The following is a 23,107-nucleotide window of genomic DNA, read 5'->3' as shown; positions in this document are numbered from 1 at the left end:
TACCTCCCCAAGAGGCTGGGCACTCCTGGGGATCCGCATCGGGAGATCTGCATCGGGCCGGATGCTCAGGCGCCTGGCTGCAGGCGGCGGCGGTCGACGCCGAGGCCCGTCGCATCGAGCAGGCCCTTGCGCTTGGCGTCGTAATAATAGCCGGTCTGGTAGAGCGTGTCGGCCCGCTTGGCATTGCCGCCGGAGACCAGCCAGGCGCCGCGCAGGTATTTGACCGCGTATTTGAGATTGGTCTCGGCGTCGAAAAGGCCGCTCGCCGGCCCGTCATAGCCCATGCCGCGTGCCGTAGCGTGCTTGATCTGCATCAGCCCCCAATGGCCGTGGTTGTAGGCTTTCGGGTTGAAGGTGCTCTCGCGGTTGACGACATGGCGCACCAGATCGACCGGCACTTCGTAAATCACCGAATATTTCTCGATCAGCCGTTCGATCTCGGCGCGCGGGCCGCTGGCGTGTTGCTCGGGCTGGCCCGGCTGGACGAGCAGCGCCGGGTTCTGCGGCACCACGTAGGCGGCCTGCTCCACGCCGGGCATGGGGGCCACCTTTGCCGACCGACCGGTGACCGGCATGGCAACGCCGGCGTTCTGATAGACGGCCGCCTGCTTGAGCGAACCGGGGCCGGTCGGCGACGCGCCGGCCATCAGCACCGGCGGCGGCGGAAACTGGCCGGCGACCGGTGTCGAGCCTGCGAACGCGGCGGGTTGCGCGGGCGGCGAAAGTGCTGCGCCGGGTTGCGCCGGCGGCGGCAACGGCGTGCCGGCGGCTGCTGCGGCGGCGTCGCCGGTCAGCGCCGCAGTTTGCACCTGCGCGAGGCCGGAAGGCTCCGGCAGCACGGCCACCGTTTCGGGCAGCGCGACGGTCGGTGTGTCGTCCTCAACGGCCGGCGTCGATGCCGCCGCGAGCGCGGGCGTTGCCTTCATCTGCGAGGTCGAGGTGCAGCCGCTGAGGCCGGCAGCGGCAACGAGCACGCCGATCGCGGTGAGGATGATTTTCGCTGCCAAGCCCTGCAGGTCCGATTGTCGGTTGTTAAAAAGTCCTTACACCAGCGATTCCAACCGGGCAATCGGGGCCGGTGTGCGGTTTTCGGGTGGCGAGACTCGGAGCAAACTGCAATATTGTTCCCTATCTGTACCGTAGATGTACCCGTTTTTCGCCGTTTGCGGAAAGGAGCGCACCATGCAAAACGCATCACCGATCACGGCCGGCCACGCAGTGTTAGAAACAGTGATCGGCTTCATGGGCATTGCCTGGAGCGAAAAGGGCCTGACCCGGCTCTGCCTGCCCGAACGCAGCCGCGACGCGGTCGAGCGCCGGCTGTTTCGCCATGCCGGCGTTCCAAGCGCCACCGAGCAGCCCAAATGGGTGATCGAATTGATCGCTTCGATCAAAGCCTATGCCGCCGGGGAGGATGTCGATTTCTCCGGCGTGCCGGTCGATCTCGACGGCGTCGACGATTTCCGCCTCGCCATCTATGACGCCGCGCGCAAGCTCGGCTTCGGCGAGACCACCACCTATGGCGAACTGGCCAAGCGCGCCGGCCATGCCGGCCTCGCCCGCGAAACCGGTGCTGCCCTCGGCGCCAATCCGGTGCCGCTGGTCATCCCCTGCCACCGCATCCTTGCCGCGGGCGGCAAGATCGGCGGCTTCTCGGCTCCCGGCGGCTCCGCCACCAAGGAGAAGATGCTGGCCATGGAAGGGGTGCGGGTCGGCCCGCCGCCGGCCGCACAGGCCTCGTTCGGATTCTGAGCCTCAGTGACGCGGGAAAAGGCGGCGCCGGAAATGCCGGTCGAAATCCGGCCGCTTGCAGACATAGACGGGACAGGACTTGGTGTCGGCGCTCGGCACATAGGCCCTCGACCTCACCTCGCCCATGTTGCAGAAGCGCTCGTCGCGCACATAGCGGTCATAGAGCGGCAGCCCCGGCACGCGCGTCGACTGGTAGCGCAGGATGACGGCGCCCTGCCTGGCAATCGTCGCCTGTACCCTGCCACAGCTCATGCGTGTCGGGTCGTAGCGCGAGACGGCCTGTGCCTCGGCGGCCACCAGCGTCAGGCAGGCGGCAAGCAGGATTTTCTTCATGATCCTCTCCCTCGACAGCGAGCGTATCTTCCCTCCACAACGCACGCCTGGCCGCAAAACTTCCACGCGGATTGAGAGCCCGTTGCACGCTATCGCGGCACATGTGGGTAACGCCATCTTGTTTTCGTCCGCGAACCATACTATATCCGGCGCATTGAATTTGGCCGATCGATCGGGCCTCGCGATCTTCGCGTTTGCTGACGTCTCCAAAATTTCGATACCGCCGGCCGGGCTTTGGTCCGGTCAAACGAAGCAAATGTGAAGGATATTCTAAATGGCAACTGGTACGGTCAAGTGGTTCAACGCCACCAAGGGCTTCGGCTTCATCCAGCCCGACAATGGCGGCGCGGACGTTTTCGTCCACATCTCCGCCGTCGAGCGCGCTGGCATGACCACGCTCGTTGAAGGCCAGAAGATCAACTTCGAGATCGAGCAGGACCGCCGCACCGGCAAGTCCGCTGCTGGATCTCTGAGCAAGGCAGCCTGATTTGGCTTAAGCATTTTGCAGCCAGGCGTTACCGCTTGGCGCCGCAAAAATGCGAGTAAGTAGGGCGCGCACTGGGCGACAGCCTGGGGCGCGCGGCAAGTCACGGATGTACTGACGGTCGCGCGATAAGCGCGCCGGAGCGGAAGGACCCGACAAGCCGAAGCAGCAGATTGCTGCCGGCGCGGCTCCAACGCTCCCGATCAGGCTACCGGCACAGGAAGGCGGGCATTGTCCCGCCTTTTTTGTTGCCTATATCGCCGCCATTGGCCTCGTTGGGCCAACTATGGTATTTGCTGGCCATGACCAAGCTCGAACAGATCGAAAAGTCCGTCGCCGAACTAAGCCCCGAGGACCTGAAGGCATTTGCCACTTGGTTCGAGGAGCTTCAGGCTGACATGTGGGATAAGCAGATCGAAGCCGACGCGAAGACGGGTCGGCTGGACAAGCTTGCAGAGCAGGCTCTGGCCGATCATCGCGCAGGCCGGACCCGGCCTCTGTGAACCACTTTGCCGCCCCTTCTTTTTGGGACGCTTACGACAAACTACCTAAAGCAATCAGGGTGAAGGCGGATAGCAGCTTCGCCAAGCTACGCACGGATCCGTTTCATCCTTCGCTGCATTTCAAGCGGGTTGGACGTTACTGGTCGGCGCGAGTTGACCTCGATTACCGCGCTGTTGCGGTCCGCGATCAGGACGATATGGTCTGGTTTTGGATCGGCACCCACTCCGAATATGAACGCCTTTTGAAGTAGCCGGCAGCGAGCTACCGGCACAGGAAATCGTTGCCCCGCCCTTTATTCTGGTGATTGGCGAAATCGGCGAAGCTGCTTCCTTCTCCCCGTCTCTATACGGGGAGAAGTGCCCGGCAGGGCGATGAGGGGCGGCGCGACGAATCGGGATAAGCTTCGTTTGCTTGGCCGATAATCCAGCAAGGAAATCAACGCGAAAGGCTGGCGCTGCCCCTCATCTGGCTGCCGCCATCTTCTCCCCGTAGAGAGACGGGGAGAAGGACGCTCTCATCGAAGCTTTCGCCAATTTGCCGGCGTGGCATGTCTCAAGGCTGCCAGTCCAGCGGCACGTGCCCCTTGTCGGCCTCGACGCGCTTCAGCCACTCCACCACCGCCGGATAGGCGTCGAGTTGGAAGCCGCCCTTCTCCGCCGTGTGGGTATAAGCATAGAGCGCGATGTCGGCGACGCTGTAGGCGCTGCCCGCGAAAAAGGCGTTCTGTTCCAGATGCTTGGCCATCACGCCGAGCGCCTTGTTGCCGCGCTCCAGCGTCTGCGCCAACCGTTCCGGCGTGGCGTCCTTCGCCCTCTCCGGAAATGTGAGCAGCGCCTTGCGCACCGCGATATAGGGCTCGTGGCTGTACTGCTCGAAGAACAGCCACTGATAGGCCAGTCCCCGCTCATATCTGTCGGCCGGCAGGAAGCGCGTGCCTTCGGCGAGATAGAGCAGGATGGCGTTGGATTCGGCGATACGCCGGCCATCGTAGAGCTCGAGCAGCGGCACCATCGCATTCGGGTTCTTGGCGACATAGTCGGCCTTGCGCGTCTCGCCGGTGTGCGAGCTCACCTCGATACGGGTGAAGGGAATGCCGAGCTTTGCCATCAACAGACGTGGCTTGTAGCAATTGCCGCTGTCGATCATGTCATAAAGTATCATGGCCCCTCTCTTCGTGCGTTGAGCGATCGAGAAGCCTCTAACGCGCCTGCGCAGGTCTCATCCAGTGATTTGTTTTTGGGTGAAAACATCAGCGGCGCTGATGCAAAGGCACGACCTTGTTGTCCATGCCAAGCAGCGCGTCGATTGAGAGCGGCTCTTCGTTGAAGATCGTGCCGGCGAGCGCCGGGCGGGCAAGATGATATCCTTGCAGGAGGTCGACGCCACCGTCCAGCGCGACCCGCAGATGCGTGGCCTGCTCGATGCCTTCGACCAGCACCTTGGCGCCGCGGTCGTGCAGCATCGAGACCAGCGGCCGGAAGAACCGTTCGGCGGCGGCATGACGGCAGAACTCGGCGAACCAGCCGCCGTCGATCTTGACGATGTCGGGCGACAGCAGGCCGATGCGCGCTTCGGTCGAATGTCCGGTGCCGAAATCGTCTATGGCGATGCGGATGCCGTCACGCCTCATCTCGCGCACGAGGCTGGCGAGCACGTGGTCATCGGCCGCCTGTTCGGTGATCTCGCAGACCAGCATGGCCGGCTCGAGGCCGAAATCGCCGAGACGCCTGGTCATGAGCCGGATCTCGGCCAGCGCCCGCCCGAGGTGATCGTTGATCATCGGGTCGTAGTTGAAGAACAGCGTGAGCCCGTCGACGCCGATGTTGCGGTAGTTGCCGAGATGCAGCATCCGGCACAACGTCTCGGCGAACAGCCGGTCCGATGCCGCGACGCTGTCGAAGAAAACCTGTGGTGCAACGGGCGTTGCGACGCGGCGCGGCTCGATCAACGCTTCGACGGCGACAGGTTTGAGCGTCCTGCCCCGCGGCGCGAAGATCGGCTGATAGGCGCTCCACAGCCTGAACTCGCCATAGACGCCGAACTGGATGCCGATCTCGTCGGCGAAGATCGCCTCGGCGACGTTTCGCCGCCTTTCGGGGCGCCGCCTGTCGGGCCGCACAATCATGGCGTCACCTTGCGCCCAAAGGCCCTCGCCGGCCGCGACGGCGGCACCGGAGCGGGACTGGCGGCGACCGTGGCCCTGCTCTCCTCGGCCACGGGCACCTGCGCGCTCTTGCCGAAAACGCGAAAACTGGTCGGGGCGAGTTCCGGCCGGGCGAGTACATAGCCTTGCACCATCGAAGCCCCGGACTTCTCGGCGAGCTCGAGCTGCCAGCCTTCCTCGATGCCTTCGAAAACCGTGCGGATGCCCTGGCTTTCGAAGCTCTTCACCATCGCGGTCAGCAGCGCAAATCCGGCCCCGGACTCCATGAGCTGCGTGATCCAGTGGGCGTCGAACTTGACGATGTCCGGCTTCAACTCCTTGATGCGGTTGATGTCGGAATCGTCGGCGCCGTAGTCGTCGACGGCGATGTGGAAGCCGTTGGCGCGCAGCGCTTCGACAAAGCTGTAGAGCGTCTCCTGCGAAGCCGACTTCTGCTCTGTGACCTCGCAGACGATGCGGCGAGGATCGATTCCGGCCTCGTGCAGCACCAGGCGCATGTCGCGAAGCGCCTTGTCGGCAATGGCGCGGTCGGTGAACACCGACGGATCGAAATTGACGAAGATGGATGCCTCTTCCGGCAGACAGGCGCCGGCGTTGAGCAGATGCAGCGTCCTGGTCAGCGCCTCGATATGCAGCCGGTCGCCCGCAGGGCAAGTGCCGAAGAAGCTCATAGGCGATTGCGGTTCGCCGTCGCGGAACGGCCGGATCAGCCCCTCGAAGGCGGCAACCGAAAGCTTGCCTTCGTTGAAGGCGAAGATCGGCTGGAAGGCGCTTTGCAGCGTGTAGATGCCCCAGACACCGGTGGAGGTGCCGTCATCATGACGGATGATATGGGCAAGCCCGATGCTGCGCGACAAAGGTCCCTCGCTCCGCCAAACCGGCGGAATTCGATCTGCGATCCTGCCAGCCAAGGGTTTACCGGTCGTTGATGAATTTATAATTGCCGCTCACGCCACCTTGACCTCTGGATCATCCGACAATGCTTGCGCTAGGGCCGATGATGCGACATGAGAGGCGCCGCGGCCGCTCCTGGCCGCGCCATTCTCTTGGAGACGCTCTGTCATGGCCTTTCTTGCCGACGCCCTTTCCCGCGTGAAGCCTTCCGCGACCATCGCGGTGACGCAGAAAGCGCGTGAGCTGAAAAATGCCGGCCGTGACGTCATCGGCCTCGGCGCCGGCGAGCCGGACTTCGACACGCCCGACAACATCAAGAACGCGGCGATCGACGCGATCCGTCGCGGCGAGACCAAGTATCCGCCGGTTTCCGGCATCGCACCGCTGCGCGAGGCGATCGCCAAGAAGTTCAAGCGCGAGAACAATCTCGACTACCGGCCGGAGCAGACCATCGTCGGCACCGGCGGCAAGCAGATCCTGTTCAACGCCTTCATGGCGACGCTGAACCCCGGCGACGAGGTCATCATCCCGCGCCCCTATTGGGTGAGCTACCCGGAAATGGTGGCGATCTGCGGCGGCACGTCCGTTTTTGCCGACACCTCGATCGACAACGGCTTCAAGTTGGCGGCGGAGGTGCTGGAAAAGGCGATCACGCCGAAGACGAAATGGCTGCTGATGAACTCGCCGTCGAACCCATCTGGTGCCGCCTACACGGAGGCCGAACTGCGGGCGCTGGCCGACGTGCTGCTCAGGCACCCGCATGTCTGGACGCTGACCGACGACATGTACGAGCACCTGACCTATGGCGATTTCGTCTTCAAGACCATTGCCGAGGTCGAGCCGAGCCTCTACGAGCGCACGCTGACCATGAACGGCGTGTCGAAAGCCTATGCCATGACCGGCTGGCGCATCGGCTACGCCGCCGGGCCGGTGGCGCTGATCAAGGCGATGGACATGATCCAGGGCCAGCAGACTTCGGGCGCCTGCACCATCGCCCAATGGGCTTCCGTCGAGGCGCTCAACGGCCCGCAGGATTTCATCGCGAAGAACAAGGCGATCTTCCAGGGCCGGCGCGACCTCGTCGTGTCGATGCTCAACCAGGCGCGCGGCATCACTTGTCCGTCGCCGGAAGGCGCCTTCTACGTCTATCCGTCCTGCGCGCAATTGATCGGCAAGAAGACCAAAGCCGGCAAGGTCATCGACAGCGACGAGGCCTTCTGCTCGGAGCTGCTCGACGCCGAGGGCGTGGCGGTGGTGTTCGGCTCGGCCTTCGGCCTCGGTCCGAACTTCCGCATTTCCTACGCGACGTCGGACGCGCTGCTGGAGGAAGCCTGCACCCGCATCCAGCGCTTCACGGCGTCGCTGACCTGACCGGCAACGCCGCCAGCCAATGAGAAAACCCGGCTCCGCGCCGGGTTTTTGTTGGGCGTTTCAGCCGCCATACTGCTCGTCGGAGACTGCCTCGAGCCAATCGGCGTGGCTGCCGTCCAGCGCCTCTTGCATGGCGAGATGCGTCATCGCGGTTTTCGGTCCGGCGCCGTGCCAGTGCTTTTCGCCCGGCGCGAAGGAGATGACGTCGCCGGCCCTGATCACCTCGATCGGCCCGCCCCATGTCTGCACAAGCCCGGCGCCTGACGTGACATAGAGTGTCTGGCCGAGCGGGTGCGTGTGCCAATGGGTGCGGGCGCCCGGTTCGAAGCTGACCAGCGTCGCCCTGAGCCGCGCCGGCGCCTCCTTCTCGACGATCGGCGTCTGCAACACCTTGCCGGTGAAATACTTTTCGGGCGCGATGATCGTCGGCACGCTGCCGCAGGCAATGATCTTCATCGTTCACATCCTCATTCGAACCGAACCGCGAGTGCAGCATCTCGCGCCTAGTTTCATCCCGGCACGGGGCCAGTGCAACCGGTCTTTCCGACTGCCGATGGTGAGAGCATCGAAGCATGCTTGGTGCTGCCTCAAGTCATTTTGTCAGCCATTTAAAATACTGTCATAAATCGTTGCTTTTTAACCATAAAAACGAGGCAGCAGGTCAGAGAGCGGGAAATGGAGCAGGCAACTGACATGCTCAATGTCTTTTTAACGGCTGGACTCTAGCCATGGCCGTGCTGTGGGGGCGCGGACATGAGCATCTTGGCGACAATCAAGGATCATAGCGGGAGGATTTACCGCGGCATCCAGGTGCTGCTTGTGGCGAGCATCGCCGCCACCGCGATCGCCGCCTTTGGCCTGACCGAAAATGGCTCCCGCGCCACGGCCCTCGCCATGTCGGTGATGGCGACCAGCCTGGCGCTCCTTGTGCTGATGTATATGCGTTCGAGCGTCGTCCAGCGCCTGCAGTCAGCGGCGGACGCTGAGGCTGAGAAGCACCGCTTTCTCGGCATCGACGCAATGACCGGCGCTATGACCCGGCGCTATTTCCTCGAGGCGTTGAGCGACCGGCTGGGCACCTTGCGAAACCGGCGGCAAGCGAGCCTTGTGTTGATCGACCTCGACCACTTCAAGCAGCTCAACGACACCTTCGGCCACCAGTTCGGCGACCTGGCGCTGGCCTATCTGGTCAAGGAGGCGGAGCGCATCTTTGCTGACGGCATTATCGGACGGCTGGGCGGTGACGAGTTCGGCGTCATCGTCCCGCATGGCGACGCGGCCGCTATCAGCAAGGACGCGCGCCGCTGCTCGACGCGATGCGGGCCGGAAAGCGGCATGAAGGCAAGATCATCCCGCTGTCGATCTCGGTAGGGGTGGCGCTCGCGCCGCTGCACGCCTCCAACCCGACGGAGCTGATGTTGCTTGCCGACCTGGCGCTCTACGAAAGCAAGGCGGCAGGCCGGGGCCGCGTCACGGTCTTCGATGAAGAGATGCTGTCGGACAAGCGCTATCGCCGCCTGGTCGAGCGCGAGCTGCGCGCCGCCGTCTATCTTGGCGAACTGGAACTTCATTACCAGCCGATCGTCGGCACAGAGGGCTCCATCGACGCGCTCGAGGGCCTGATCCGCTGGCGCCATCCCGTCCGCGGCCTGATCTCGCCGGCCGAATTCATCCCGATCGCCGAGCGCTCGACCCTCATCGACATGATCGGCGAGTGGGTCTTCAAGCGCGCCTGCGCCGATATCGGCCACTTTCCGGGGCGACGCATCTCGATCAACGTCTCGGGCGAGCAGTTAAAGCGCGACGAGATCGTGACGATGTGCGAGCGCGTTCTGCGCGAGACCGGCAGGTCGGCATCCGGGTTCATCATCGAGATCACCGAGACCGTCGCGACCGCCGCGACGCCGGAAATCCTCAGGCGCCTGGAAGCGCTGCGCGGGCTCGGCTTCCACATTGCGCTCGACGACTTCGGCACCGGTCATTGCGGCTTCAACTATCTAAAAACCTTGCCCATCGACAGCGTCAAGATCGACCGCTCCTACATCCGCAGCCTCGCTCACGATCAGGTGGCGCAGATCTTTGTTTCCGCGCTCACCCAGATCGCGCGCATCCAGCACATCGCCATCGTCGCCGAAGGCGTGGAAACGGCGGAGGAGTTCACCCTCGCCCGCACGGCCGGCTGCGGCCGCTTCCAGGGTTATTTCTTCGGCAAGCCTGCGCCGCGCGACAAGACGAGCGCCCTTTGTGCAGCCGATGGCGAGCCGCTGGCCCTTAGCGCCTGACAAGATGGGCGCCTGACAAGATGAGCGCCTGGCAAACCGGGCGCGTGGCAAGACCGAAGCCAGCGCACTCCCTATTTTTCTTGCCCTCTCCGCGAACCCGTGTGACGATGGCCCTGGGCAGGTGGTGAGCAACAACCCCGCCCGCGACGGCCGAACAGGCCGGCCGCCGCTCTTCACAGAGTGCGATCGGACGCAAAAACCGGTTTCCACTTTTTGCTGATCGCTCTCTTGGGAAACGCCTGAGTGGAGGTCAGCCATGGGTACTCGCGCCGGAGGACGACGCACGGGACCGAAATGCATTGCCATAGTCGGTCCCTTCGCAAGCGGTAAGACGACACTTCTCGAAGCAATCCTCGCCCGCACGGGCGCCATCCCCCGCCAGAATCCCGTCTCATCGGGCAACACCGTTTCCGATCACTCGTCGGAGGCCCGCGCCCACGCCATGAGCGTCGAGGCGACCTTTGCCACCACGGAGTTCATGGGCGAGCAGTTCACCTTCGTCGATTGTCCCGGTTCCATCGAATTCGCCTTCGAGGCCGAGCCGGTGCTTGCCGCCTGCGATGTCGCCGTGGTCGTGGCCGAAGCGGATGAAAAGAAGATTCCCGCGCTGCAACTCATCATGCGCAAGCTCGACGATCTCGGCGTGCCGCGCATCCTGTTCCTCAACAAGGTGGACAAGGCGATCGCCGGCGTTCGCGAGACGCTCAAGATGCTGCAGCCGGCGAGTTCCGCGCCGCTGCTCTTGCGCCAGATCCCACTGCGCAAGGACGGCGTCGTCATCGGCTCGATCGATCTCGCGCTGGAGCGCGCCTATGTGTACCGCGAATACGCCGAAAGCCAGGTCGCCGAGATTCCCGACGACGACAAGGCGCGCGAGCTCGAGGCGCGCTTCTCGATGCTGGAGACGTTGGCCGACCATGACGACCAGCTGATGGAACAGCTCCTGGAGGAGATCGAGCCGCCGAAAGATGCGATCTTCGATGACCTTGCCGCCGACCTCCGGGCCGGCACGGTGACGCCGGTGCTGATCGGCACGGCGGAGAAGGGCAATGGCGTGCTGCGCCTGTTGAAGACGATCCGCCACGATGCGCCGGATGTCGAGGCGACCCGCAAGCGCCTGAGTGTACCGGACGGCAGCCAGACGGTCGTGCAGGTGATGAAGACTATCCACACGGCGCATGGCGGCAAGCTGTCGGTGTCGCGCGTGCTTTCCGGCCAATTGGCCGATGCGGCCGAGCTCTTCCTCTCCAACGGCGACACGACCAAGGTCTCCGGCGTCTACAAGATGCTGGGCAAGGATCAGCTGAAGCTGCCGTCCGCCATGGCTGGCGACACCGTCGCGCTCGGCAAGCTCGACAACGTCAGGACCGGCCAGACGCTGAGTTCGGCCAAGGGCGGCATCAAGCCGCTGTTCACGCTGGAGCCGCCGCAGCCGGTGTTTGCCTTCGCGCTGCGCCCCAAGGAACGCAAGGACGAGGTCAAGATGTCGGCGGCTATCCAGAGGCTTGCCGAGGAAGACCCCTCGCTCAACCTGCACCACAACCAGGACTCCGCAGAAACCGTGTTGTCGGGGCATGGCGAAATGCACCTGCGCGTTGTGCGCGAGCGCCTGGAGGGCAAGAACCAGATCCCGATCGAAGGCCATTCGCCGGCGGTGCCTTATCGCGAGACGATCCGCAAATCCGTGCAGCAGCGCGGCCGCCACAAGAAGCAGTCGGGCGGCCACGGCCAATTCGGCGACGTAGTGATCGAGATCAAACCGCTGCCCCGCGGCTCGGGCTTCCAGTTCACCGACACCATCACCGGCGGGGTCGTGCCCAAGACCTACATCCAGTCGGTGGAGACGGGCATCCGCGACTATCTGAAGACCGGTCCACTCGGCTTCCCCGTGGTGGATGTCGCCGTCAACCTATCGGACGGCTCCTACCATGCGGTCGACTCCTCCGACATGGCCTTCCAGATGGCGGCAAAGCTGGCGATGAAAGAAGGCATGGCGGCCTGTTCGCCGGTTCTGCTGGAGCCGATCATGAAGGTCGAAATCGTCACGCCATCCGATGCAACCTCGAAGATCATCGCGTTGATTCCGCAGCGGCGCGGCCAGATCCTTGGCTATGACGCGCGGCCCGACTGGCCCGGCTGGGACGTGGTCGAGGCGACCATGCCCCAGGCCGAGATCGGCGACCTGATCATCGAGTTGCGTTCGGCGACGGCGGGCGTCGCCAGCTACAAGGCCGGCTTCGACCATATGGCCGAGCTGACGGGGCGCCTGGCCGACGAGGCGATGAACGCCAACGGCAAGGCTGCATGACTGATTTTGGTTGAAGAATGAAAACGGCGCCCGGATCATCCGGACGCCGTTTCTTATTGCGGACCGTCTTCCTGGGAGGCAACGGCAGGTCCGCCGCATCAGGAAATGGTTCGGACGCGGTAGCTGCCTGAGCCCGGTCTGTCCGAGTGATGCCCCCATCTCCCGAACGGACCAACCGCGTCCTATCATCTACTTAATCGATAGAGAGCGTCCGCGACATGTTACCCGATGTTACATGTCACTGTTACGTGGCTTTCGCTCACGCATTTCCGGCCTCGCCGTGATCTCGACGCAACAAAAAAGCCGGATCAATAAAGATCCGGCTGAGTTTGATTGGAAGTGCCGATTAGGGCTAACCTCCAGAGGGGAACACTCGAGGGCGCTAATGGGAGGAGAACGCGCCCTGGAGATGAACTATATATGTGCTCATCATGCCCAAGAAACAAGCATCTATTTTGCAACACACGCATGCAAAAAGACGCAGGCTGTGGTCCAACCCGTCCCAGGAACCGATAGGACCAGAAAAAATCGCCGAATCGTGTGCCTTTCCAGCGTGAAAGCGATTGCTGATATGCAAATCAGGTCTGATTCTGCCCCGTAAAACACGTGAAATCAAAATGATGCGGATTCGGGCACGCCGCGTTTACTTTTGCGGCAGGAGGGACTGATGCGAACTTTTTCGGCAGTCGCCGGCAGCGCGCTATTCCTCGTTGCGGCACCTGGCGTGGTTGCAGGGCTGATACCCTGGCTGCTGACCGACCATTATCGCATGCCGCTGTCCACCGTGCCCGGTTTCGTGCCTGTAGGCTGGATCCTTGTGGCCGGGGCGGCAGGGATCCTGGTTCACGCCTTCGCCCGCTTCGCCTTTGAGGGACTTGGCACGCCCGCTCCCGTGGCTCCGACCGAGAAATTGGTCGTCGGCGGCATCTATCGCCACGTGCGTAACCCCATGTATGTCGCGGTGCTATCGATCATCCTCGGCCAGGTGCTCATCTTTTCGAGCGGAGCGGTGTTCGTCTACGGCCTGATAGCTGCGGCAGCGATGATCTCCTTCGTCAAAGTCTACGAGGAGCCGACGCTCGCCCGCCGCTATGGCGCCGAGTACGAAACCTACCGCCGCGCCGTTCCCGGCTGGCTGCCGCGCATCACACCCTGGCGCGGATAGCAATTGCGCCCGGCCGCGTTTCAGAACGACCAGCTGCGCGCCTTCGCGATGATGAAATCGCGGAATACATGCAGCTTCGCCTGGTTCTTCATCGCGTCCGGATAGGCGAAATAGGTGTCGAAGGACGGCACCTCGGTCTCGGGCAGCAACTGCACCAAGTTCGAGTCCTTGCTGATGACGTAGTCCGGCAGCATGGCGATGCCGGCGCCGCCCTGTACCGCGCGCTTGATCGACAGGATGTCGTTGATCTGTAGCGTCGGGACCCTTTGTCCGCCCTCGAAATCGCCGACCGTCTCCAGCCAGTTCAGTTCCGACAGATGCGAGGGCACCGGCACGCCGAAGGTGACGATCCGGTGGTTCCTGAGCTCGGCGATCGAGGCCGGCTTGCCGAACTTGGCCACATAGGAAGGCGCCGCGTAGAGATGGAAATGCACGGTGAACAGCCGGCGCTGGATGAGATCCGGCTGCTGCGGTTGCCTGAGGCGAATGGCGCAATCGGCCTGGCGCATGGTGAGGTCGAGTTCCTCATTGGCGAGGATCAGCTGCAGGCTGATCTCCGGATAGAGCTCGATGAATTCCTGCACCCGCTCGGTCAGCCAGCCGGCGCCCAGCCCCACCGTGGTCGTCACCCTCAGCACGCCGGAGGGGCGGTCCTTGGTTTCGGTCAGCCGCGACTTGATTGTCTCCAGCTTCATCAGCACGTCATGCGCCGTGCGGAACAGCATCTCGCCCTGCTCGGTCAGCACGAGGCCGCGCGCGTGGCGATGGAACAGCGCCACGCCGACGTCATGCTCCAGCGCGCTGACCTGCCGCGAGATCGCCGATTGCGACAGATGCAACGTCTCGGCGGCATGGGTGAATGACCCAGCCTCCGCCGCAGCGTGAAACACGCGTAGCTTGTCCCAGTCCAGCGCCATGATTCCCCTCGTGTTGCCTTTGGCGTCTGAATGAAAAATCAGGCTTTTAAACGGCGTTCTTCAGCCGATCGATTATTCCGCCGCTTCGCGGTGGACTTCGATCCCCGCCAGATATTTCTCCGCCTCGAGCGCAGCCATGCAACCGAGCCCCGCCGCCGTCACCGCCTGCCGGTAGACATCGTCGGTGACATCGCCGGCGGCAAATACGCCGGGCACGTCGGTGCGGGTCGAATCCGGCGCTGTCCACAGATAGCCGTTCGGCTTCTGCTTGAGCTTGCCGGCGAAGAGCTCGACCGCCGGCGCGTGGCCGATCGCGACGAAGACGCCATCGACTTTCAGCCGCGACACTTCTCCGGTCGCCACGTTGCGCAGCTTCAAACCCTCGACCGAAGGCGGCAGCGGCGCCTTGCCCGGCTGCCCGGTGATCTCGTCGACGACGGTATCCCAGATGACGCGGACATTGTCCTTCTTGAACAGCCGCTCGCGCAGGATGCGCTCGGCGCGGAAATCGCCGCGCCGGTGGATGACGGTGACGCTCTTGGCGAGGTTGGCGAGATAGAGCGCCTCCTCGACCGCCGAATTGCCGCCGCCGACCACCGCGACATCCTTGCCGCGATAGAAGAAGCCGTCACAAGTGGCGCAGGCCGATACGCCGAAGCCCATGAAGGTCTGCTCCGATGGGATGCCCAGCCACTTGGCCTGCGCGCCGGTGGCGATGATCAAGGCATCCGCGGTGTAGACGGTGCCGGAATCGCCGGTAGCGCGGAACGGCCGCACATTGAGGTCGACCTCGGTGATGATGTCGTTGACGATGTCCGTGCCGACATGCTCGGCCTGCTTCGCCATTTGCTCCATCAGCCAGGGACCCTGGATCGGATCGGCAAAGCCCGGATAGTTTTCGACATCGGTGGTGATCATCAGCTGGCCGCCCTGCTGCAGACCAGCGACGAGCATCGGCTTCAGCATGGCGCGGGCGGCATAGATCGCCGCCGTGTAGCCGGCCGGGCCTGAGCCGATGATGAGAACGGGCGCATGTTTGGTGTTCATGAAAAAAGTCCCCTGCGGCGCGAAGCCGTGGCTAGTTGCCGGTAATGTAAGTGTTGCCCGCCAAGCCAGCAAGGCAGCTTGGCCTTCGTCCCCGGAAAGCTGCGTCACATGCATATGGGGCCATATCGCGACGCCGAAGCAGAAAAATCATTGCAAAGGGATGGCCTCCCGCGCGAAACCTAATTACAAAATCGCGAAAGATTCTTGCGCGAAAGCCGATCATGCCGCTCAAAGCCGATCTCGACGCCATCGACTGGAAGATCCTGCGCGAGCTGCAGAGCGACGGCCGCATGACCAATGTCGAGCTGTCCAACCGGGTCGGCATCTCGGCGCCGCCCTGCCTGCGCCGCGTCAGGCGGCTGGAAGAGGCCGGCATCATCCGCGGCTACCGCGCCCTCCTCAATGCGCCGGCGCTCGGCATGGACGTCGTCGCCTTCTGCCTGATCGGCCTGCACCATCAGGCCGATGCCGAGCTGAAGACTTTCGCCGAGCGCACGCGGGGCTGGCCGATCGTCCGCGACGCCTGGATGGTGTCGGGCGAGTCCGATTTCCTGCTGCACTGCGTGGCGAGCGACCTCGGCACCTTCCAGACCTTCGTCATCGAGGAGCTCGCTTCGGCGCCGAATGTCGACACCGTGAGGACGGCGCTAACCATCCGCCGCGTCAAGGACGAAGGGCTGGTGGCTTTTCCGAGCTGATCACCACGCCGGCTTCCCATAAAAGCGCTGGAAAACCAGCAACCTGGCACTCGACGTTGAATCAGGATGCGATCAGAGCGACCGTATCGCGGCCAGCAGGCCGTCGAGATCGCGCGCGTCGCGCAACGGCACAACCACGAGCCCGTCCATCGTCGAGGCCTCGCCATCGACAAGCCAGCCACGCTCGAGGCCGGCGCGCTCGCCCGCTTCCATATCGGCGGACTTGTCGCCGACGATCAGCGAGCGTTTCAGGTCGACACCGAGGCGACGCGCCGCCTCCATCAGCATGCCTGGATTGGGCTTGCGCATCGGATGGTCGGCGACCGCCAGCGGACCCGAGCCTTTCTCGTGATAGCCGCAGGCAAGCACCATATCGACGACGGCATTCCTCTCCGCAAGCAGGTCGAGCACCCTCTGATTGACGGCCGAGAACGCCTCCCAGCCGAAATAGCCGCGCGCAATGCCGGACTGGTTGGTGATGATGACGACGGGAATGCCGACCCGGTTAGCTGTCTCGATGACCGGCAGCATCTCCGGCCGCAGCACGATGTCTGTAGGCTTGCTCGGATACCCGGTATCGACATTGATGGTGCCGTCCCGGTCGAGGAACAGCGCCGGCAGGCCGGCTGTGAAGGATCTTGACCCGATCCGCTCGACCCACAGGCCGGGATCGACCAGCGGAAAGGCAGCGCTGCCGTCAGCCATTGCTGAGACGCGCTTCCACCGCCTCGCAAAGATGGTGGTAAAGGCACAGATGCCCCTGCTGGATGATCGGCGTCGAGGTCGACGGCACGTTGAGCAGGATGTCTGTCAGCGGCTTGAGCTTGCCGCCGCTGTCGCCGGTGAGGCTGATCACCGTCATGCCCATGGCCCGCGCCTGCTCGGCGGCGGCAAGGATGCTCGGCGAATTGCCGCTGGTCGAGATGGCGAGCAACACCGCGCCCTCAGACCCATGCGCCTCGACCTGGCGCGAGAATACGGTGTCGAAGCCGTAGTCGTTGCCCCAGGCGGTCAGCACCGCCGCGTTGGCCGGCAGCGCGATGACATTGTAGGCCTTGCGTTCCTTGAGGAAGCGGCCGACCAGCTCGCCGGCGATGTGGATGGCATCGCTCGCCGAGCCGCCATTGCCGCAGATCAGCAGCGCCTTGCCCTGCGACAGCGCCGTCACGACCGTGCTCACCGCGCGTTCCATCTGGCCGGTGAGGTCGCGCTCGACCATCGCCGTGATCGCCGCCGCGGAGCGGACCAGATAGTCGTTCAGCTCGGACATGAAACCCTCAATTCGTGCCGCCGGCGCGCAACTTGCCGATGGTGTTGGTCGTGCTCTTGCCGGCGACGAGATCGACCAGCACCACGCGTCCGCCCGCCTTCTGCACCACGTCGGCGCCGACCACGGTCTCGATCGTGTAGTCCGCGCCCTTGACCAGGATATCGGGCTTGAGCGCCTCGATCAGCTTGAGCGGCGTGTCCTCCTCGAAGACGACGACGGCATCGACCGAGGCAAGCGCCGCGAGCACGCAGGCGCGGTCATGCTGGTCGTTGACCGGGCGTCCGGGACCTTTGAGCCGGCGGACCGAGGCATCGCTGTTCAAGCCGAGCACCAGCCGGTCGCACTGGCTGCGCGCGGCGTGCAGCAGGCTGACATGGCCGGCATGCAGGATATCGAAGCAGCCATTGGTGAAGCCGACCGACAGCCCTTCCTCCTTCCACGCCGCCACCATCCTGGCCGCCGCATTGGCGTCCAGAATGGCGTCCTGGTGGACGACAGGCCCATGCGAGCGGAACAGCGCGCCGGAGAGCTCCTCGACGGTCAGCCGCGCCGTGCCGCGCTTGCCGACCACGACGCCGCCGGCGGCATTGGCGATTGTAGCGGCTTGCACGCGATCGGCGCCGGCGGCCAGTGACAGCGCGAAGGTCGCGATGACCGTGTCGCCTGCGCCGGACACATCGAACACTTCGCGCGCTTGCGTCGAGATGTGGCGGGCATCCTCGGCGGTGACGACGCTCATGCCCTTTTCACTGCGTGTGGCGACGATGAACTCGAAGTCATGCGCGGCGATCAGGTCGCGCGCCGCAGCGACGATCTCCTCGTCGCCAAACACCGCGCGTCCAACCGCTTCGCCAAGCTCCTTGCGATTGGGCGTGACCGCCGTCGCCCCGGCATAGCGCGCATAGTCCCGACCCTTCGGGTCGACCAACACCGGCTTTCCGGCATCGCGGCAGATCGCGATGAGCTCACCGGCGACGCCGTCGAGCAGGATGCCCTTGCCGTAGTCGGACAGGATGACGATGTCGGCCCGCGCGAGTGCTGCCTGGAAATGGTCGATGAGCTTCGCCCGCTCTACGGCGGTGAGCGGCTTGATCTCTTCCTCGTCGAAACGCAGCACCTGCTGGTTGAGCGCGCTGAAGCGGCTCTTCGACGAGGTCATGCGGCCGTTCTGCTGCAAGAGGCCGTCGGTATCGGCGCCGAGATCGCCGAGCATGCGCATGAGGTTGTCGCCGGCCTGGTCTGCCCCGATCACAGACACCGGGATCGCGGCGCCGCCCAGCGAGACGATGTTGGAGACGACATTGCCGGCTCCGCCCATGGCCAGCATCTCGCCCCTTCCGTGCAGCACCGGGATCGGCGCCTCCGGCGAGATCCGCTCGATGACGCCGCTGACGAAGCGGTCGAGAATGAAGTCGCCGACCACCAGCACGGTGACGTCGCCGAAGCGGGCGATGGCGCGATGCAGGGGTTCCGGGGAAGGCAGATGGTGCTCGATCATCTCACTGGCACGCGCCTGAAGGGCGGTTCTTGATCAGGGTTGCAGCACCGGAATTCCGGCGCCCGTCATTCTTCGCGATGCCGATATACCGCAATTCTGGCCAGCGCAACGGCAGGCCGGGACGCGCACGGCCAAGGCCGGCGGACGGATCAGCTCTTTTGCAGGGCGACATGGACGCCGAGACCGACAAGCACGGCGCCACCCGCGCGCTGCATCAGGCGCTGCGCGCGGCCCGAGCGCCGCAGCCGCGCAATCATCGCGCCGGCCAGGAAGACGCAAACGATGTCGGCCGACGAAAACATCAGGTTGACGATGGTTCCCAGCACCACGAACTGCAGCCAAACCGGAAAGGTCGCCGAGGCATCGATGAACTGCGGCAGGAACGCCATGAAGAAGATGGCGGTCTTGGGATTGAGCACCTCGACCGTGATGCTCTCGAAAAAGGCGCGACGGGCCGATTTTCGCTCGATGACCGGGAGCGTTCCGTCTCCTTGCGTCTTGGCGCGGAACAGCGAGACGCCGAGCCAGATCAGGTAGAGCGCGCCGACGAGTTTGACGGCCAGGTAAAGCGGCGGCACGGCGTGGAACAGCACGGACAGGCCGGTCGCGGCGGCAAGAACATGCACATAGCCGCCGAGGTGGATGCCGAGAGCAGCGGTGAGCCCCGACCAGCGCCCGCGCGCCATGGTCTGCGCTGCCGCATAGAGCATGGCCGGACCGGGAATGTAGGCAAAGATCGCCGTGGTGGCGAAGAAGGCGATAAGCAGTTCGGTCGACGGCATCTTGATCCCTCACGATACGCCGCGTGGCGGAGCCGACTGAAGCGGGAGCTTTGCGGCCTCACTGTGGCGAGGAACCGGTCTGCCCTGATTTGGCCAGAACGCGCGCCATGAACTTGTCATGATCGATGACCGCGCGCTCGTGGAAACCTTCCCCGGTCAGTCCGTTCTCATCGCTGCACGACACTTTGAAACGCAGCTTTCGCCCCTCCACTGCGACAAGCTCGACATCGGCGGTGACCGTCATGCCGACGGGCGTGGCGGCGACATGGCTGATGTCGATATGGGTGCCGACGGTTCTCTCGTGGCTGCGCAGGAACGGACGCAATGCCTCGACGCATGCCCATTCGATGAAGCCGACCATGAAGGCGGTGGCGAAAACTGGTGGCATGTCGCCGAAGCTCGCAAAGGCCGGCGTCATGGCCGGAACCGTCAGGGAGTCGTCGACCTGCGGTGTTTGAAGAAGGCGAAGACCTGGCTTTAAATCGGATGTCATGGTTGCACCAAGGCAGGGAACGCACACCGACGGCTCTTGCCGCGGCGCTCGAAGGCACCATAGCTCGCTTCAACTGAAGGAAGTACCGTTCGGCGTGCAGCAGAGCTTATCTCGCGAGCCGTTCTGCCGATCCATCCCTACATTCGTCTTAGCCGAAGGGTCCGTGACGGCGAGCTTTATCGACACTCCTGCCAGCCTCCCCTATAAGGGCCGGAATCGATAAGCGAAACCAGAGGCCTTCATGATCATCGTCACGGGCGGCGCCGGCATGATCGGCTCCAACATCGTCGCCGCGCTCAATGTAGAGGGGCATGACGACATCGTCGTCGTCGACGATCTCACCGACGGCCACAAGATCGCCAACCTGGCCGACCTCCACATCGCCGACTATCTCGACAAGGACGAATTTCTGGCCCGCCTCGAGGATGGCGGGCTCGGTCGCATCGAGGCCGTCTTCCACCAGGGCGCCTGCTCGACCACCACCGAATGGGATGGCAAGTTCATGATGGAGGTGAACTACGCCTATTCGAAGCGGCTTTTGCATGCCTGCCTCGGACTGCGCGTGCCCTTCCTCTATGCCTCCTCGGCCTCGGTCTATGGCGGTGGCAGCGAGTTCCGCGAGGAGCCGGAATTCGAGCGGCCGCTCAACGTCTATGCTTATTCGAAGAAGCTGTTCGACGACTACGTCCGCCGCAACGTCTTCGATACCGATCACTCGCAGGTTGCCGGCCTGCGCTATTTCAATGTTTACGGGCCGCGCGAGTCGCATAAGGGCGCCATGGCCTCGGTCGCTTTCCATCTGTTCAACCAGGTGGAGCGAGGCGAAAATCCGAAGCTGTTCGGTGCTTACGGCGACTTCGGCCCGGGCGAGCAAAGCCGCGACTTCATCCATGTCGGCGATGTCGCCGAGGTCAATCTGTGGCTGTGGAAGCGCGGCTCGAGCGGCATATTCAACTGCGGCACCGGCCGCGCGCAGCCGTTCCGCGCCATTGCCGAAACGGTGATCGACACGCTTGGCAAGGGTGAGATCGAGTTCATCCCCTTCCCCGACCATCTCAAGGGCAGCTACCAGAGTTTTACGCAGGCTGATATGTCCCGCTTGCGCGCGGCCGGCTACAATGGCCAATTCCGGACCGTGGAAACCGGCGTCAGAGACTATGTCCAATGGCTGAAAGCCCAACGATCCTCGTGATCGGCCCACGCTGGGTGGGCGACATGGTGATGGCCCAGTGCCTGTTCGCGGCGCTGAAGGAAAAGCATCCGAATGCCGCGATCGACGTGTTGGCGCCTGCCTGGGCAGCGCCGCTCGTCAAGCGCATGCCCGAAATACGCTGTCAGATCGATTTTCCGCTGATGCCCGGCGCGCTTGAATTCCGCAGCCGTAGGCGCTTCGGCCGCCTGCTGCGCGGCCGCTACGACATGGCCTATGTGCTGCCGGGAAGTTGGAAATCGGCGCTGATCCCGTTCTTTGCCCGCATTCCGCGCCGCGTCGGCAATTTGCGCGAAATGCGCTACGGCCTTTTGACCGACATCGTTCCTTTGTCCGACGCTCTCAAGCGGCGCACCGCGCGGGCCTATTTCGGCCTGGCGCGCGGCGGCACGTTTCGCCCGCCGAAACTTACCGTCGATGCGGCCAACCAGGCGGATCTGCTGGCTCGGTTCGGGCTCGACGCGAAGCAGTTCGTCGCCTTGATGCCGGGCGCCGAATTCGGCCCGGCAAAACGCTGGCCGAGCGAACACTATGCCGAGCTTGCCCGTGGATTGATGGCAAAGGGCCTGAGTGTCGCCCTGCTCGGCTCGAAGAACGACGCCGAAGTCACCGGCGAGATCGCAAGGCTGGCACCAGGCGCCATCGATCTTGCCGGCAGGACGAAGCTGGAGGACGCCATCGACCTGATCGCCGCGTCGAAGCTTGCAGTGTCGAACGACAGCGGGCTGATGCATGTCGCGGCCGCCGTCGGCACGCCGATCGTCGCCGTCTACGGCTCGACCTCGCCCGAGAACACGCCGCCGCTGACCGATCGCTCCGAGTTGATCTGGCTGCATCTTTCCTGCTCGCCCTGCCACAGCAAGGTCTGCCCGCTCGGCCATCTCAACTGCCTGAAAACGCTCGACGTCGCGAGGGTGGCTGCAGCGGCCGACCGGTTGCTTAAGGTTCCCGCGGCCGCATGAAGGTGCTGATCGTCAAGACATCGTCGATGGGTGATGTCATCCATACGTTCCCGGCTGTCGAGGATGCGCTGCGCAATCGCCCGGACATGAGCTTCGACTGGTGTGTGGAAGAGGCCTTCGCCGGCATCGTCGCCTTGCATCCGGCGATAAAGTCCATCCAGAAGGTGGCGATCCGGCGCTGGCGCAAGAAACCTTTCGACGGCGACACATGGCGCGAAATGACTGGCCTCCGCCACGCGCTGCGCGGCGCCCGTTATGACCTGGTCATCGATGCCCAAGGCCTGCTGAAGTCGGCCGTGATCGCCAAACAGGCTGGCGCACCGATCGCCGGCTTTGACCGTTCGAGCGCCCGCGAGCCCTCAGCGACGCTGTTTTACGACCGCAAATATGCCGTATCCCGCGATCTACACGCCATTGAACGCACACGGCGGCTGTTCGGACAGGCGCTCGGCTACGAGCCCGATCTTTCGCGCATTGGTTCCGGGATTGTCGCGCCGGCAGGCAACCTTTCCGTTCCTGAAGGCAAGCTTGCCTTCCTGCTGCATGGCACCAGTCGCGAGGACAAGAAATGGCCGGCAGATGACTGGATCGAGACCGCGCGCCAATTGGTGTCCAGGCAATTCACGCCCGTGGTCACCTGGTCGAATGGAGCGGAAAGGGCTGTGGCGGAAGCCATTGCCGCGGCCGTGCCAAAGACTGTGCTGGTTCCGAAATCGCCGCTGGGCGAGATTGCCGCAATTCTCGGTCGCTCGACGCTCGTCATCGGCGCCGACACCGGCCTCACACACCTCGCCAGCGCCTTCGGCCTGCCGACCGTCGCCATCTTCCTGGCAACGGAGCCGGGTCTGACCGGCCCGCGCGGACCGTTCTCGTCGACCTTATTGGCGCCTGTCGGCGGTAAGGTCACGCCGGCCGAGGTGATGGAGGAGGCTGAACGGCTTCTGGCGCTGAGATCGGAAGCGCCGGCCTAGGC

27 protein-coding genes are annotated in these 23,107 nt (G+C 63.9%); 14 read left to right on the top strand and 13 right to left on the bottom strand.

All coding sequences use genetic code 11. The features are described 5' to 3' along the window. Positions 1-65: 65 nt before the first annotated feature. Positions 66-1,007, bottom strand: a complete 942-nt coding sequence (locus ABID26_RS08485) for a lytic transglycosylase domain-containing protein (RefSeq protein WP_292371317.1) — start codon at positions 1,005-1,007, stop codon at positions 66-68. Between the two features lie 175 nt (positions 1,008-1,182). Here ABID26_RS08485 and ABID26_RS08480 point away from each other — a divergent pair, with 175 nt between their 5' ends. Then, positions 1,183-1,752, top strand: a complete 570-nt coding sequence (locus tag ABID26_RS08480) for a methylated-DNA--[protein]-cysteine S-methyltransferase (protein WP_292301316.1) — start codon at positions 1,183-1,185, stop codon at positions 1,750-1,752. Between the two features lie 3 nt (positions 1,753-1,755). Here ABID26_RS08480 and ABID26_RS08475 read toward each other — a convergent pair whose 3' ends face one another. Further along, positions 1,756-2,085, bottom strand: coding sequence for a hypothetical protein (locus tag ABID26_RS08475; RefSeq protein WP_126098845.1), 330 nt, complete (start codon positions 2,083-2,085; stop codon positions 1,756-1,758). Here ABID26_RS08475 and ABID26_RS08470 point away from each other — a divergent pair. The 4 genes from ABID26_RS08470 to ABID26_RS08455 all read left to right on the top strand — a co-directional run bounded on the left by ABID26_RS08470 (position 2,084) and on the right by ABID26_RS08455 (position 3,323). Further along, positions 2,084-2,347 (top strand): hypothetical protein, encoded by a 264-nt coding sequence (locus ABID26_RS08470; RefSeq protein ID WP_292301318.1) that lies wholly within the window; start codon positions 2,084-2,086, stop codon positions 2,345-2,347. The genes ABID26_RS08475 and ABID26_RS08470 overlap by 2 nt on opposite strands. Positions 2,348-2,359: 12 nt before the next feature. Beyond that, positions 2,360-2,572, top strand: a complete 213-nt coding sequence (locus ABID26_RS08465) for a cold-shock protein (protein ID WP_125003642.1) — start codon at positions 2,360-2,362, stop codon at positions 2,570-2,572. A gap of 299 nt (positions 2,573-2,871) precedes the next feature. Then, the gene (locus ABID26_RS08460) at positions 2,872-3,072 is read left to right on the top strand and encodes a hypothetical protein (RefSeq protein WP_292301321.1); all 201 of its coding nucleotides are present in this window, start codon (positions 2,872-2,874) and stop codon (positions 3,070-3,072) included. Further along, positions 3,069-3,323 carry a type II toxin-antitoxin system RelE family toxin gene (locus ABID26_RS08455; protein WP_292301323.1) on the top strand — a complete coding sequence of 85 codons (255 nt, stop codon included), beginning with the start codon at positions 3,069-3,071 and terminating at the stop codon, positions 3,321-3,323. Before ABID26_RS08460 ends, ABID26_RS08455 begins: the two co-directional genes overlap by 4 nt. Positions 3,324-3,625: 302 nt before the next feature. Here the strand turns inward: ABID26_RS08455 and ABID26_RS08450 are convergent, their stop codons facing one another. From ABID26_RS08450 to ABID26_RS08440, 3 genes are all read right to left on the bottom strand, one after another. Continuing rightward, complete coding sequence (locus ABID26_RS08450) at positions 3,626-4,234, bottom strand: glutathione S-transferase family protein (protein WP_292301325.1); 609 nt, start codon at positions 4,232-4,234, stop codon at positions 3,626-3,628. Positions 4,235-4,322: 88 nt separating this feature from the next. Beyond that, positions 4,323-5,198 (bottom strand): EAL domain-containing protein, encoded by an 876-nt coding sequence (locus ABID26_RS08445; RefSeq protein WP_292301327.1) that lies wholly within the window; start codon positions 5,196-5,198, stop codon positions 4,323-4,325. Continuing rightward, a complete protein-coding gene (locus tag ABID26_RS08440) occupies positions 5,195-6,094 on the bottom strand; it encodes an EAL domain-containing protein (protein ID WP_292301329.1) in 900 nt (299 codons plus the stop codon). Before ABID26_RS08440 ends, ABID26_RS08445 begins: the two co-directional genes overlap by 4 nt. Positions 6,095-6,299: 205 nt before the next feature. On the opposite strand from ABID26_RS08440, the gene ABID26_RS08435 reads away from it, so the two are divergent. Further along, positions 6,300-7,502 carry a pyridoxal phosphate-dependent aminotransferase gene (locus tag ABID26_RS08435; protein WP_292301331.1) on the top strand — a complete coding sequence of 401 codons (1,203 nt, stop codon included), beginning with the start codon at positions 6,300-6,302 and terminating at the stop codon, positions 7,500-7,502. A gap of 60 nt (positions 7,503-7,562) precedes the next feature. On the opposite strand, the gene ABID26_RS08430 is transcribed toward ABID26_RS08435, so the two are convergent. Continuing rightward, entirely contained in the window at positions 7,563-7,958 is a 396-nt protein-coding gene (locus ABID26_RS08430; RefSeq protein ID WP_292301333.1) for a (R)-mandelonitrile lyase, read from the bottom strand. A 297-nt stretch (positions 7,959-8,255) separates the two neighbouring features. On the opposite strand from ABID26_RS08430, the gene ABID26_RS08425 reads away from it, so the two are divergent. The 4 genes from ABID26_RS08425 to ABID26_RS08410 all read left to right on the top strand — a co-directional run bounded on the left by ABID26_RS08425 (position 8,256) and on the right by ABID26_RS08410 (position 13,257). After that, entirely contained in the window at positions 8,256-8,873 is a 618-nt protein-coding gene (locus ABID26_RS08425) for a GGDEF domain-containing protein (protein ID WP_354414904.1), read from the top strand. After that, a complete protein-coding gene (locus ABID26_RS08420) occupies positions 8,819-9,784 on the top strand; it encodes a putative bifunctional diguanylate cyclase/phosphodiesterase (protein ID WP_354414901.1) in 966 nt (321 codons plus the stop codon). The genes ABID26_RS08425 and ABID26_RS08420 overlap by 55 nt, the downstream gene beginning before the upstream one ends. Before the next feature lie 256 nt (positions 9,785-10,040). After that, entirely contained in the window at positions 10,041-12,092 is a 2,052-nt protein-coding gene (locus ABID26_RS08415; RefSeq protein WP_292301337.1) for an elongation factor G, read from the top strand. A gap of 667 nt (positions 12,093-12,759) precedes the next feature. Next, a complete protein-coding gene (locus ABID26_RS08410; RefSeq protein WP_292301339.1) occupies positions 12,760-13,257 on the top strand; it encodes a methyltransferase family protein in 498 nt (165 codons plus the stop codon). Between the two features lie 20 nt (positions 13,258-13,277). Here the strand turns inward: ABID26_RS08410 and ABID26_RS08405 are convergent, their stop codons facing one another. Both ABID26_RS08405 and trxB read right to left on the bottom strand, forming a co-directional pair. Then, on the bottom strand, positions 13,278-14,174 hold the full coding sequence (locus ABID26_RS08405; RefSeq protein ID WP_126098833.1) for a LysR family transcriptional regulator: 897 nt from the start codon (positions 14,172-14,174) through the stop codon (positions 13,278-13,280). A 72-nt stretch (positions 14,175-14,246) separates the two neighbouring features. After that, positions 14,247-15,221 carry a thioredoxin-disulfide reductase gene (gene trxB / locus ABID26_RS08400; protein WP_354414898.1) on the bottom strand — a complete coding sequence of 325 codons (975 nt, stop codon included), beginning with the start codon at positions 15,219-15,221 and terminating at the stop codon, positions 14,247-14,249. A gap of 221 nt (positions 15,222-15,442) precedes the next feature. Between trxB and ABID26_RS08395 the strand changes: the two genes are divergently transcribed. After that, the gene (locus ABID26_RS08395; protein ID WP_126098831.1) at positions 15,443-15,919 is read left to right on the top strand and encodes an Lrp/AsnC family transcriptional regulator; all 477 of its coding nucleotides are present in this window, start codon (positions 15,443-15,445) and stop codon (positions 15,917-15,919) included. 72 nt (positions 15,920-15,991) lie between these two features. Here ABID26_RS08395 and ABID26_RS08390 read toward each other — a convergent pair whose 3' ends face one another. From ABID26_RS08390 to ABID26_RS08370, 5 genes are all read right to left on the bottom strand, one after another. Further along, positions 15,992-16,624, bottom strand: a complete 633-nt coding sequence (locus tag ABID26_RS08390) for a D-glycero-alpha-D-manno-heptose-1,7-bisphosphate 7-phosphatase (RefSeq protein WP_354414895.1) — start codon at positions 16,622-16,624, stop codon at positions 15,992-15,994. Further along, the gene (locus tag ABID26_RS08385) at positions 16,617-17,189 is read right to left on the bottom strand and encodes a D-sedoheptulose-7-phosphate isomerase (protein WP_354414892.1); all 573 of its coding nucleotides are present in this window, start codon (positions 17,187-17,189) and stop codon (positions 16,617-16,619) included. Before ABID26_RS08385 ends, ABID26_RS08390 begins: the two co-directional genes overlap by 8 nt. A 7-nt stretch (positions 17,190-17,196) precedes the next feature. Next, positions 17,197-18,687 carry a D-glycero-beta-D-manno-heptose-7-phosphate kinase gene (gene rfaE1, locus ABID26_RS08380; protein WP_354414891.1) on the bottom strand — a complete coding sequence of 497 codons (1,491 nt, stop codon included), beginning with the start codon at positions 18,685-18,687 and terminating at the stop codon, positions 17,197-17,199. Between the two features lie 149 nt (positions 18,688-18,836). Further along, complete coding sequence (locus ABID26_RS08375; RefSeq protein WP_126098827.1) at positions 18,837-19,469, bottom strand: LysE family translocator; 633 nt, start codon at positions 19,467-19,469, stop codon at positions 18,837-18,839. A gap of 58 nt (positions 19,470-19,527) precedes the next feature. Continuing rightward, positions 19,528-19,887: a thioesterase family protein gene (locus ABID26_RS08370; RefSeq protein ID WP_354414889.1), complete on the bottom strand. Its 360-nt coding sequence runs from the start codon at positions 19,885-19,887 to the stop codon at positions 19,528-19,530. Between the two features lie 316 nt (positions 19,888-20,203). On the opposite strand from ABID26_RS08370, the gene rfaD reads away from it, so the two are divergent. From rfaD to waaC, 3 genes are read left to right on the top strand one after another with little or no spacing between them, the layout of a single operon-like run. Further along, positions 20,204-21,154, top strand: a complete 951-nt coding sequence (rfaD, locus tag ABID26_RS08365) for an ADP-glyceromanno-heptose 6-epimerase (protein ID WP_354414887.1) — start codon at positions 20,204-20,206, stop codon at positions 21,152-21,154. Beyond that, positions 21,127-22,134, top strand: coding sequence for a lipopolysaccharide heptosyltransferase II (gene waaF, locus ABID26_RS08360; protein ID WP_292343652.1), 1,008 nt, complete (start codon positions 21,127-21,129; stop codon positions 22,132-22,134). Before rfaD ends, waaF begins: the two co-directional genes overlap by 28 nt. Further along, entirely contained in the window at positions 22,131-23,105 is a 975-nt protein-coding gene (gene waaC / locus ABID26_RS08355) for a lipopolysaccharide heptosyltransferase I (RefSeq protein WP_292343650.1), read from the top strand. Before waaF ends, waaC begins: the two co-directional genes overlap by 4 nt. Positions 23,106-23,107: the final 2 nt, after the last annotated feature.

It is taken from the genome of Mesorhizobium shonense (assembly GCF_040545255.1).
In the GTDB taxonomy this organism is placed as follows: Bacteria; Pseudomonadota; Alphaproteobacteria; order Rhizobiales; family Rhizobiaceae; genus Mesorhizobium; species Mesorhizobium shonense.
This window is presented reverse-complemented; position numbering and strand designations above follow the sequence as displayed.